Below are 12,099 nucleotides of genomic sequence, written 5' to 3'. Positions count from 1 at the left end.
CACAAAAAAGCTACCCCTATTGGAGTAGCTTTTTTATGACAACAATCACTTTTAAAAAGTTTTTTTAGTCTGGATTGCTGATTTTATCTACAGCTTCGTAAGCGAGCTCAAATGGTATACTCATTTTTTCCGCTAAGAGCGTTGCAACAGTTTTCATATTATTCAATTCATCTATGTTAAGAGGTGTAATTTTATTATTTGGAAATTTTGTGTTATGAGCCTCAAGGAGGAGAGGCATGTGACCACAAGCATCTTGGTAAATCACTTCTAAGCTTATAGGCGCTGGCACGATTGCTTGAGGCGCAGCTACTGGAATAACCACTTTACTCTCAGCCTTCACAAAATGTTTTTCCCCAGAGTTTGATGCATTGAGACTCGGCATTTGTAACGAATCGGTATCATCGTAATCAGGATCTACACGAGAAGAAACGTAAGGAATATAGGGTATGTCAGCAGCAATACCGTCGTCATCATCATAATTGGGATCTACACGAGAAGAAATGTAAGGAATATAGGGTATGTCAGCAGCAATACCGTCATCATCGTCATTATTTATAACATTAGGAATAATTCGTGGGGCTATTGGGGACTTTGGGGCTTCTGGCTGTTGAGTGGCCTCAGCCGCCTTTTTATTTACCCATTCCGTATGAAGCCTTATATATTCTTTAATTTGCGATGACAATTCTTCGGGAGTTAAAGAAGGCTCAAGATAGATACTTTTAAAGGATTCAGACTGTTCTCCCAATCCATAATGGTGATTATTGCGTATTTGGCCCTGAATATCATTCCCCTCAAGAATTTCCTCCATAGCTTTTGAGGATTGCATTGCTGCAAAAATACTAATTAACACTAAATACTTCTTCATTCTACATCTCCAACGTTTTATATTATAAAAAGTTTATTTATTTTTATTTGTAAGTTATATGTAGTAATGAAAATTAAAATTACAATAAATATTTATAAGATTATTTTAAAATAAAAATATAATACTATTTTATGGCAAATAATATTATAAATTACTGATAACAACTCATGACAATCAAGCAAATATATTGAAAAATGCAAAGGAATGATGTAATAAACTACAGAAATAGGGACAACAAACTCTTTATTCGCCTGTTTTATTTTTAATCTGAGACAGAAGATCTCCCGCCCTCACATAAGCTTTAGGATTGCTTTTCAGCATTTCCTTCGCCCTTTTGGCTTGAGTTGTTGCAACCCGGTAATTTTCTTGCAGATAAGCTTCTTCAGCCAAAGCAAGACTCGCTTCGCCTAATCGATTGATTTTGCCATATGCCGTTGCAAGTAATCGCCAAGCCATTGGATACTCCCCGGGATATTTTTGTGTCAAAGGACCTAGAAGTTTTATGGCCTCTTCAGATCCGGGGATAGATTTGCGCTCTATAAAGGCGTGAGCAAGCAAAATTTTGATCAATGGGCTATGAGGTCTTAAAGAAAGCGCTTTTTGAAGAGCAGGAACAGATTTATCGACTTCTCCTGTCTCAAACAAGATTTGACCCTTTAATTCATAAAAATATGGATCTTTAGGATAATCTTCCACCAACTTATCAATAGCTGACAAAGCTAGACCAAAATCCCCTAAACGATAATGAGCAATCGCCCGAGCATATCGTGCGGGTAGGGAATTATCTTTATAGACTCCCATCGCTCTTGAAGGATCCAAAAAAGCCATCATCTTGGCTTTTATTCTTTGAAATTTGGATTCAATGGCGAGAGGGATTGCCCGTGTTTGGTGTGTGCATTTCCTCATATAGGATTGAATGCTTTCAAGGCGATCCGGGGTTACGGGGTGCGTTGTTGTGTACGGATCCACTTTTGTGGATGAACCGTAAATTTTCTCCACTTTTTCGAGAAACATAGACAAACCATCTGCTGGCCAGCCTAATTTTTCAAGGTAGGAAAGACCCGCTTGATCGGCCGCAGCCTCTTGTGTGCGAGAAAATTTGAGCATACTTCGATCAAGAACGTGGGCACTTCCAGCCATGGCGGCCGCTAAGGGTTCAGAACTTCCACTTGCTAATGCCAAAGCCCCTCCCAAAATAACCGCAGCCGCCGCAGGAACCATAGCGTGATCAAAGCCTGAATCCATGCGAGAGACGTGGCCCCCGGCAATGTGTCCGACTTCGTGCGCCATTACCCCTAAGAACTGATCCGCATTGTCACATTTCATTAAAAATTCGGAAAATATATAAATATGCCCCCCAAGAGAGGCCGCAGCATTCACTTCAGAATTAACAATTACAAAAATTCGCGGTTGATATTTCTTTAAACCAGCCACAGTAAAAATTTTTTGAATCCACTCTTTAAAAGCATCATCCGTTTCATCATCAAGAAGCAAACTCCCTTGTTTAAATAACGGGCCAGCCAAAGAAGGAGAAATAAGCGAAGCCAATGTTAAGAAAAGGAGGCTTATCACAATCTTGGCCTTCACCTTGAGTCCAAGCCTTAAAGGGAAATTCAAGAGAGGGGAATTAAGTCTTGTTTGTAAATCCTGAATCGCCATGGTGCTATTCTCCTCGCAATGACTCAACAACAAAACTCAAAATATTGTTAAGACTTAATTTTAAGACTCCAACAATCGTTTCCACCATCGACCATGAGGATTCTTTTTTGAGGTCGCTTCTGCGCCTTCGGGCAAAGATGTCACCGGTATAGAGATATCTTTTGATTCAAATTTTGGTGCTTTATTACTCTTTGAAACTTGAGTTGTCGACCGAACAGGAGTTGCCGCTATTTTTTCGGCTGCCATATCTCCAGTAGGCGATGCTGAAGATATATTCCCATTTTCAGTCCCACCAGGAGATGAAGAGCGCTGGTTATTACGACGGCCCCTTCGACGACGTCGACGAGGATTTTCCGTATTTACACCTTCCTTTGCAACTCCATCCTCTTTTCCACTACCACTCTCTTCTGGAAGAGGGGGTCGTCCAGGAGATTGTTGGGACTGTGATTGATGGGTTGATCCACTAATTTCTGTAACAATTTGCTCTTCAATTGTCGCAGAAATTTTTTCAGCCTGACCTTGAGATGATTGGCTTTCCCCGGATTGCTCACCCTGACTATGATCCCTATTACGCTCATGATCTCTGCGTTTAGAAAACGGGCGACGTCTCCGGCGGCGACGGTTATTCCCTTCGCCCTGTTGCGCGTGCTGCGGAGCTCGCTTCTCTTCATTACTTGAATCTTTTGAAGCACTTTGAGGCTGTTCATCTTCTTCGTCATCAATAGGTTGTGGTAACGGCAGAGGCTGTAACTGAGGCAAATTTAAGGGAACTTTTCTTTCCTCTAAACTTTCAATTCGAAAATCTGGAGAAATAATAGTATCGTCGCGAGCAATGATAACATGCATTTGATAGCGATTTTCTATGACCATTAGAGAAGAACGCTTCTGATTCAAAAGATACAAGTCAACACCCGTCGGCACCGTCACGACAATTTCTGAGCTGCGGCCTTCAATTCCTTCATTCTCAATAGCCCGCAAAACAAGCAGAGACATTGACTCTACAGAACGAACCACCCCAGAACCTCGACAATGATTACACACAGAAGTGTTTGTTTCCATCAAACTGGGTCGTAGCCGCTGACGACTCATCTCTAAGAGTCCAAATTGACTAATATGACCAATTTGAATTCGAGCACGATCTCGTGACGTAGCATCCTTCAAACGTTTTTCAACCGCATGAATATGTTTTTGATCGCTCATATCGATAAAATCAATGACGATTAGACCAGCCAAATCACGTAGACGCATCTGACGGGCAATTTCATCTGCTGCTTCAAGATTTGTCTTTAGGGCCGTTTCATCTATATGACGCTCTCGGGTTGATCTTCCGGAGTTTACATCTATCGAAACCAAAGCTTCTGTCGGATTAATAACAATTGAACCTCCCGAAGGAAGTTTTGCCGTTGGATTCATCATAGCATCGATTTGTTCTTCAACTTTATGACGATGAAAAAGAGGGATAGAATCCTTATAGGGTTGAACTTTCTTCGTATGACTTGGGATTAAAGCCTTCATAAAGCCTTTAGCGGCCTTGTAAGCTTCATCTCCTTCAACCAATATTTGATCAATATCCCGATTATAAACGTCTCTGACAGATCGTTTAATTAAGTCACCTTCCGCATAAATTAATGCTGGAGCTGATGCTTGAAGGGTTGTTTCGCGAATTTCTTCCCATAAACGTAATAGATAGTCAAAATCACGACGAATTTCGAGCTTGTTGCGTTCTTGACCGGCGGTACGAACAATTAAGCTCATTCCTTCCGGAATCTCAAGTTCCTTTAAGATATCTCTTAAGCGACGTCTATCCGAACTATCACTAATCTTACGCGAGATTCCGCCCCCACGATGCCCTGCATTTGGCATTAAGACGCAATATCGCCCTGGAAGACTTAAGTATGTAGTCAAAGCGGCCCCTTTATTACCGCGCTCTTCCTTTACAACCTGGATTAGCATAATTTGACGGCGTTTGATGACTTCTTGGATTTTATAATGATAGTTTCGAGGACGACGTGGAAGCTCATCCTCATCCACCAAATCAATACCCGAATCGCTAGAATCATCAGCAGCGACGGATGTAACTTCTGCATCTTCAGAGGGAGTTCCCACATTTTCTGCAAGAACACCAGGCTCGGCTTCTTTCGATTTAGATTTTTTAGATTTTCTTTTTCCCGTTTTGGGTTCAGTTGTCACAACTACTTCGGCGGGCTTTTCTTCACTTTCAGGAACAGAACGATCAGAAACAGGGATGCGAAAATAATCAGGATGAATTTCACCAAAAGGCAAAAAACCGTGACGGTTCCCTCCAAATTCAACAAATGCGGCTTGCAAAGAGGGCTCAATTCGAACCACTTTAGCGAGGTAGATGTTTCCTTTAATTTGTCGTTTTGTCGATGTCTCCGAATCGAATTCTTCTAACCGGTTGCCATCAACAATCGCAACTCGGACTTCTTCGTCGTGAGTTGCATCAATAAGCATTTTTTTAGCCATAAGGCAATATTCTCCATAACAGCCCATTTTAAGCTAAAGCTAACACAGCGCTTGAAATTTGAGCGCAAAAGTGTTGAAAGCTTCTCTTTCAGGGGTTCATTAATATTGGGATGAGATAGCAAGAAAGCCGGGTCATAGCCTTGCTTCTTGCGCGCGAAAAGACCAGCAACGATAATAGGTGCGTCAAATTTTTCAGTCGACATATATGTCACCACTACGAATCCAGTCATAAATTTATTCATCTTCACACACAACTTTAACCTTAAACTCCCCTTATAACCAAGCAAAAAAAGAGAGGGCATTAAAGATATGATGCATATTCAAGTAAAAAAAGTGATTATTTCCAAAATAAGATAGGCAAATTTAATTTCATGACATAAAAAAAGAATTTAAATATTTAAAGGACCAAATTTCTCAATAAGCTTAAGTTTTTGCGGCTGCGTTATCCGCAAAGTTAAAGAAATAATTTCTTCAGCATCTTGTCGATCAACAATAATACCTTGACGATAGCACCAAGCCAGCATTTCGCCTTGCGAACTCGCTATTTGGATATTTACAAGAGTACCCTTTTCCTGAAGCTTTTCATCGATGCGAGATAAGAGAGAGGCCAAACCCTGACCAGCAAGTGCGGAAATAGCCACTATTTTGTTATCTCTTTTCGACCGATGCTCAAGATTTTCCCTATCTTGGGCGGTTAATAAATCGATTTTATTACAAACTTCTAATAGAATGCCACTTTCCAGAGGATGGGTTATCCCTAATTCTTCAAGCACGTCATAAACATCTGTCATTTGGGCTTGCGTATCAGCATGAGCAATATCGCGCACATGAAGAATCAGATCAGCTGCACAGACTTCTTCAAGTGTTGCCCTAAATGCAGCAATCAATTGTGTCGGCAAGTCAGAAATAAAACCAACCGTGTCTGACAAAATAATCTGACGACCACTGGGCAATTTAACTTGACGCATCGTCGGATCAAGAGTCGCAAAAAGAAGATTTTCAGCAAAGACATCCGCACGGGTCATCAAATTAAACAAGGTAGATTTGCCCGCATTTGTATATCCCACAAGCGCCACAACGGGGTAAGGAACGCGAATTCGAGCCGAACGATGAAGGGCACGCGTTCGCTTTGTTTGAGAAAGTCCCTTTTTAATTTTTATGATGCGCTCATCAATCAGTCGACGATCAAGTTCTAATTGGGATTCACCGGGACCCCCAATAAAACCAAATCCACCCCGTTGTCTCTCCAAGTGTGTCCACGACCGAACGAGACGACTTCGTTGATAGTTTAAAGCAGCAAGTTCAACCTGAAGAGATCCTTCAGCGGTTCGAGCCCGATCACCAAATATTTCAATAATTAGGCCTGTGCGATCAATGACTTTACAACCCCATGCTTTTTCTAAATTTCTTTGTTGAATGGGAGTCAATGCATTATCCATGACGATGAGACTTATATCCAAAGCCTGAATCAGCCCCCCTAACGCTTCCACATTTCCCTTACCCAATAAGGTGGCGGGAACAATTTTTTGAAGTTGGATAACTTGAGAGTGAACAATGGTTAAGTCAATGGCTTGAGCAAGACCTACCGCTTCTTCTAGTCGCCCTTCTAGACTTCGTCCTCTAGATGCTGCCGACTTACTTTCTGTCACTGATCGGGTACGAAAAGAGACGTGGATAACTCCAGTCCGTGCAGGGGAAGAGGAGGTCGAAGACGTATCAACCAAACAGGTTAGTTCCCGTCATCTTCTTCACCAAACTCTTCTTGTCCTTCCGTAGCTGCAGATCCAGCAGAAGCTTCGAATAATTGAATAGGCCCTTGTGGCATAACTGTTGAGATGGCGTGCTTGTAAACAAGTTGAGAATGACCATCCCGGCGTAACAGCATCGAAAAACTGTCAAACCAAGTCACAACCCCTTGTAATTTAACACCATTAACCAGAAAAACTGTCAGAGGTGTTTTATTTTTACGCACATGATTGAGAAATACATCTTGAACATTTACAGGCTTATCACTGGCCACAGGACTACACTCCCTCTTTTTCTTAAAATTTTATTCTAATTAATGAATAGTACGAATTTACCAAAAGACCAAGAGGAGAAATTACATTTTTGTAAATATTTTTTTCAATTCGGCACAATTTTCAAAAGAAACAATGCCCGAGGATGTTGGTTTAAATCGATTACCAATCGCTACAGGTTGACAACCGGCTGCAAGGGCACTGTCCCAATCAACGGGAGCATCCCCAATCATCCATACATTCTGACCTACAGGAATATCCAGGTTTGATAAGGCTAACAATACAGGATCAGCTGCTGGCTTATCCCGCAAAGCATCACCAGCGCCGACTAAAGCCCCAAAATAGTGTTGCCAATCCAAATGATGAACTTCTTTGCGTAAAAAACGACTACTTTTGTTACTCACAACACCCATTGGAATACCCTTTTGGGTAATCATCTCTAGTAATTCCTTAGCATCGGGTAATGGATTCAAGCCTTGAAGATTATCTTCCTCCACAATTTTGTAAAAGAATTTTTGGGCATCTTGAGCTCGAGCCCCAAAGAGTTTGGGAAAAGCTTCCCGCCCAGACTGCTGAATATTTGCCTGCGCATATTCTTCAGACCAGGGTTCCAATCCAAATGCAAGTAAAGTATCATTTATGGCATAAAAAATGGTTTTCCACGTATCAACGAGTGTGTTATCCCAATCAAACAAAACAGCAACCGGCGCACTAGCGTGCTGAAAGAAGAATGGTTCACTGGATTTATCAGAACTTTGGCGTTTACCAGGAGCATCATTTGCCTGAAGCTGAGAAGAGATCACCATGATGAAATTCCTTATCTATTCAACTCAATATTCCCATTTATACAAATATTGTAAACAGGAATGTGCTCATAAAATTAAGACACTTAAAATTATTATATACGCATCCATGCGAATTTTACAGTCACTCTAATTTGAAACTTTAAGGAAAATGCTCGTAAGGGGTAATTTTAGCCTATAATTCTCCTGGTTTTCAGGTAAAATATAATTATAAGATAGCGTTTTACAAAGATATTAGGCGCGAAATTAAGGATATGTGAAATGTCAACTGCCGCAGAGCGTTTGAAAAATCTTCGAGAATACCTTACTGAGAGAGGGGGAGACGGATTTATTATTCCCCGTACAGATGCCTATCAAGGCGAGTATGTCGCCCCCTGCGACGAGCGCTTGGCTTGGCTCACAGGGTTTACTGGGTCAGCAGGTATGGCCATTGTCCTTAAAGATAAAGCGGCCATTTTTGTGGATGGACGATATACATTACAAGCCAAAAACCAAGTTGATGCGGAATTTTATGAGATTTGCTCTCTTGAGAACTTTCCTCCTTGTGCGTGGGCGAAAAAAAATCTTCAAACGGGGCAAAAAATTTTTTACGATCCCTGGCTTCATACTCTCAATGACAAAATTCGAGCCCAAGATGTTTGTGATACGGTCGGAGCATCATTCGTACCCATTACTGAAAATGTTATTGATAAACTTTGGGTGGACCGACCTTCTTTACCCTCTTCACCAGTACAAATTCATGATTTGATATATGCGGGTATTCCCGCTAGTGAGAAACGTCAACTTGTAGCCAAAACCCTCAAAGAAAAGCGTGCAAATGCTACGTTAATAACCGCTCCAGACTCCATTGCATGGTTATTAAATATTCGGGGAAATGATATTCCTCATACTCCTATTGTCCAAGCATTTGCAATGGTTTGGGAAGATACGCGTGTAGATTTATTTCTTAATCCTTCAAAAGTTTCACCAGAAATTAAAAGTTATTTAGGAGAAGATGTGCAAATCAAAGATGTAGCTTCTTTAGAAAATTGGCTTCATAATCTTAAAGATAAAACCATTCTCATCGACCCAGCTTCAACACCCCTAACACTTCTGCATAAGCTCGAAGCGTGTCATCTCCTGCATAGTCTAGATCCCTGCACACTGCCTAAAGCTATTAAAAATCCCATTGAAGCGCAAGGTGCTCGTCAGGCCCACATACAAGATGGCGTTGCCGTCACCCGATTTCTAGCTTGGCTTTTTACAACGGCTCAGACCGAAGACCTTAATGAGGCAAACGCAGCGGAAAAACTTTTAAGCTTTCGCCAACAAAATTCGTTGTTTACAGGTACAAGCTTCGACACCATTTCTGGTGTGGGGCCAAATGGAGCTATTGTCCATTACCGAGTCACTCCTGACAGTAATCGTCAATTTGATTTGAACACAATTTATTTGGTTGATTCAGGTGGGCAATATCTTAATGGCACGACAGATATAACGCGTACTGTCGCCATCGGCACGCCAACACTTGAACAAAAAGATCGCTTTACACGTGTTTTGAAAGGCCATATTGCCATTGCCAGTTCTCTTTTTCCTGTTGGCACCACAGGATCTCAGCTTGACCCCCTCGCCAGACATGCCCTTTGGCAGGCGGGATTAGATTATGACCATGGTACAGGCCACGGTGTGGGGAGTTTTTTAAGTGTTCATGAGGGACCCCACCGCATTAGCAAAGCTCCCTCTTCTATTGCATTGAAACCAGGGATGATTGTTTCAAATGAACCCGGCTACTATAAAACCAACGAATACGGTATTCGCATTGAAAGCTTGGTTATCGTGGTCGAAAAGGGCATTCCGAGCCAAGGCGAACGAGCTCTTTTAGGTTTTGAGACATTAACCCAAGCCCCCATTGACACCAATTTGGTTGATATCGCCCTTCTCACCGCCCAAGAACGCGATTGGCTTAATGAATATCACGCCACCGTACGCACCACTCTTCTACCCTACTTGGAAGGTAACGATGCGCAGTGGCTGGAAAAAGCAACACAAGAAATTTAGATCCTCCCCTAAAATAAACAAAACTCAAATTAAGAAGCGTTTACTTCATCTGAATCGTCACCGTATCTGAATTCCCTAGGGCATCGACAACGCTTAATTCAAAAAAACCAATTTTTGTCGGATGCCAAAGAGCAATTTGCTGGGTATTTCGCCCCGGAAGAGGGACTTCATTTATAGGTGTGGGCTCTCCATTTACCAAAAGGAGAAACGGTGATTTTCCACCCATAATTGTTATGGGAATGGGCACGAATGTCGAAAGATCGCTACTTTTCTTTTGCAACGTATAAGCTGTGTCCGTTTGAGGAGAAAGCAATTGCACTCTGGAGGGCATTGTATCTTTAGCAAATGCAGTAGATTGCAAAATCTTATTATTAGGTCCCCTTCGAACATGACGGAACCATCGCAAAGCTTCCGGCAGTTCAGGCCCCCTAACGGACAAAACACCTGATGGGGGCGTAACAGAGGTAATTTCCGTATTCGATTGCAGAATGGTGTTGAATATTTTTAAAAGAATGGGCGCCGCTGTTTTCCGCCCCAATTGATTAGGGCTGGGACTGCCATCCGCTCTCCCCGTCCAGACACCGGCCGTATATCCTTGTTCACCACCAATATACCCTATACACAAAGCATCTCGCGCACCATAAGATGTACCTGTTTTAAAAGCAACCGGCGTCTTTTCTGTCACAAACCAATCTACCAAACCGTTTGGTGCCGGGGCATCTTCAAGAATGCGGGTGACGTACCAACTGCTCGCCGGTTGAACAAGGGAAAAGGATTTCGGCATGTCTTTACGCGGCACAATAGTGGGGGCAATGTACTGCCCTCCATTTGCTAAGGCTGCATACAAAGCAACAAGATCATAGAGTCGAATGCCTACTCCCCCCAACGCAATGGGCAAACTAGGAATACGATCCTTGGAAGAAAATGATAATGTAATACCACATTGGGTTAGCCAATTCACAAATCGACCCGGACCCAGACGATCCAGCAAAAGAACAACGGGAATGTTTAAAGACTGCTGGAGAGCTTCTCTTATTGTGATTTCCCCATGGAATACGTCTTTAAAATTCGTTGGCATGTAGCCATTAAAATTCATAGATACATCTTCAATGAGTGTTTCGGGATGAATAAAGTTTTCATCAAAAGCCAGAGCATATATTAAGGGTTTTAAAGCTGACCCCGGTGACCGGATGGCTTGCACCATATCCACATACCCGTTTTTATCCTCACTAAAAGAATCCGCAGAGCCTACGTATGCCACGACATGGCGTGTCTTGTTTTCAATAATGAGGGCTGCCGCTGTCTGATGAGGTTCAAAGAAAGCAATCTCAGAAAGCAGGAGAGACTCTAACGCCTTCTGCTTTTTCTTAATCAGAGTTGTACGATAAACGGATTGTGACGGGTTTTTTTGCCGCAAATTCTGCATAACATGATGCGCATATTGGGGGAAAGGAACTCTCATCGAGGGAACGGGGTCCCGAACCGCCTCCTCAACTTGCTCAAGAGTCAAAACACCCTTTTCTTCCATACGTTTTAAAACTTTATCTCTAAACTTTTTAGCCTTAGTGGGATAAATATGGGGTCGCAGGGCTGATGGAAGTTGAGGAATAACAACCAGTAACGCCATTTTTGCAGGCGTTAACTGTAAGGGCTCTTGTTGAAAGTAGGTAAGACTTGCCGCTCTCAGACCTTCTATATTGCCTCCATAAGGAGCCAAGGTCAGATAGAGAGAAAGAATCTCTTTTTTCGAATATCGAAATTCTAGCCATACAGCTTGGAGAATCTCTTCTAGTTTATAAAATATTGTGCGGGGACGGGGATTTAAAAGGCGAACCGTTTGCATGGTTAAGGTTGATCCCCCGGAAATAATTTGCCCATTCTTCATCCATTGCCATAGTGCGCGACTTAAAGCAATTGGATCCACACCCGGATGCTTATAAAAACGTTTATCTTCATAAGCTACAAGCATTTTCAAATAAGAAAGTGGAACCTGTTCCAAAGCAATTGGCAGACGCCATTTATCATCTGCTGAGAGTTGAACGCAAAGAATTTCATCAAATTGATCTAAGAGTACGGGAGAATATTTAGGAACATTGAGTTTGGGAAGACTCAAAAAAATAGCAGAGACCAAAAGGATTGGGACTGTCAAAAAAACAAAAAAACGCTTTATGGTCATGATCAATCTTTACATGATTGCCGGGTTAAAGAAAAAAATAATTTTGACGTCTTC

General features: G+C 42.0%; 9 protein-coding genes. 1 reads left to right on the top strand and 8 read right to left on the bottom strand.

Annotation, left to right across the window (positions count from 1 at the left end; translation table 11 throughout):
- Positions 1–64 precede the first annotated feature (64 nt).
- The 7 genes from FJX03_00220 to FJX03_00190 all read right to left on the bottom strand — a co-directional run bounded on the left by FJX03_00220 (position 65) and on the right by FJX03_00190 (position 7,835).
- Positions 65–865: a hypothetical protein gene (locus FJX03_00220; GenBank protein MBM3632123.1), complete on the bottom strand. Its 801-nt coding sequence runs from the start codon at positions 863–865 to the stop codon at positions 65–67.
- 243 nt (positions 866–1,108) lie between these two features.
- On the bottom strand, positions 1,109–2,524 hold the full coding sequence (locus tag FJX03_00215; protein ID MBM3632122.1) for a tetratricopeptide repeat protein: 1,416 nt from the start codon (positions 2,522–2,524) through the stop codon (positions 1,109–1,111).
- 60 nt (positions 2,525–2,584) lie between these two features.
- Positions 2,585–5,011 carry a ribonuclease E/G gene (locus tag FJX03_00210; GenBank protein ID MBM3632121.1) on the bottom strand — a complete coding sequence of 809 codons (2,427 nt, stop codon included), beginning with the start codon at positions 5,009–5,011 and terminating at the stop codon, positions 2,585–2,587.
- Positions 4,936–5,241, bottom strand: coding sequence for a hypothetical protein (locus FJX03_00205; GenBank protein ID MBM3632120.1), 306 nt, complete (start codon positions 5,239–5,241; stop codon positions 4,936–4,938). Before FJX03_00205 ends, FJX03_00210 begins: the two co-directional genes overlap by 76 nt.
- A gap of 159 nt (positions 5,242–5,400) precedes the next feature.
- On the bottom strand, positions 5,401–6,735 hold the full coding sequence (gene hflX, locus FJX03_00200) for a GTPase HflX (protein MBM3632119.1): 1,335 nt from the start codon (positions 6,733–6,735) through the stop codon (positions 5,401–5,403).
- Positions 6,736–6,740: 5 nt separating this feature from the next.
- A complete protein-coding gene (gene hfq / locus FJX03_00195) occupies positions 6,741–7,031 on the bottom strand; it encodes an RNA chaperone Hfq (GenBank protein MBM3632118.1) in 291 nt (96 codons plus the stop codon).
- An 81-nt stretch (positions 7,032–7,112) separates the two neighbouring features.
- A complete protein-coding gene (locus FJX03_00190) occupies positions 7,113–7,835 on the bottom strand; it encodes an HAD family hydrolase (GenBank protein ID MBM3632117.1) in 723 nt (240 codons plus the stop codon).
- A gap of 258 nt (positions 7,836–8,093) precedes the next feature.
- Between FJX03_00190 and FJX03_00185 the strand changes: the two genes are divergently transcribed.
- Positions 8,094–9,869: an aminopeptidase P family protein gene (locus FJX03_00185; GenBank protein MBM3632116.1), complete on the top strand. Its 1,776-nt coding sequence runs from the start codon at positions 8,094–8,096 to the stop codon at positions 9,867–9,869.
- 40 nt (positions 9,870–9,909) lie between these two features.
- On the opposite strand, the gene pbpC is transcribed toward FJX03_00185, so the two are convergent.
- The gene (pbpC, locus tag FJX03_00180; GenBank protein MBM3632115.1) at positions 9,910–12,045 is read right to left on the bottom strand and encodes a penicillin-binding protein 1C; all 2,136 of its coding nucleotides are present in this window, start codon (positions 12,043–12,045) and stop codon (positions 9,910–9,912) included.
- Between the last annotated feature and the right edge of the window lie 54 nt (positions 12,046–12,099).

The organism is Alphaproteobacteria bacterium, assembly GCA_016870095.1.
Lineage (GTDB): Bacteria > Pseudomonadota > Alphaproteobacteria > Paracaedibacterales > VGCI01 > VGCI01.
This window is presented reverse-complemented; position numbering and strand designations above follow the sequence as displayed.